This window comes from Streptococcus oralis, assembly GCF_001578705.1.
Lineage (GTDB): Bacteria > Bacillota > Bacilli > Lactobacillales > Streptococcaceae > Streptococcus > Streptococcus oralis_J.
Genome location: NZ_KQ969061.1, coordinates 1 through 218, shown reverse-complemented (window position 1 = coordinate 218; position 218 = coordinate 1). Strand labels below are relative to the sequence as shown.

Genomic DNA, 218 nt, shown 5'->3' with positions numbered 1-218 from the left:
ATCTGTATCTGCAAGTCAATCAGCTTCAGCATCAGTATCTGCAAGTCAATCAACTTCAGCATCTGTATCAGCTAGTCAATCAGCTTCAGCATCTGTAAGTGCAAGTCAATCAGCTTCAGCATCAGTATCTGCAAGTCAATCAGCTTCAGCATCAGTATCTGCAAGCCAATCAACTTCAGCATCTGTATCAGCTAGCCAATCAGCTTCAGCATCTGTAA

The 218-nt window shown here is 42.7% G+C and carries 1 protein-coding gene; it reads left to right on the top strand.

What is annotated here, in order from left to right; all coding sequences use genetic code 11:
* A partial coding sequence (locus tag SORDD05_RS10185) for a hypothetical protein (protein ID WP_196757211.1) occupies window positions 1-218 on the top strand: 218 nt, incomplete at both ends.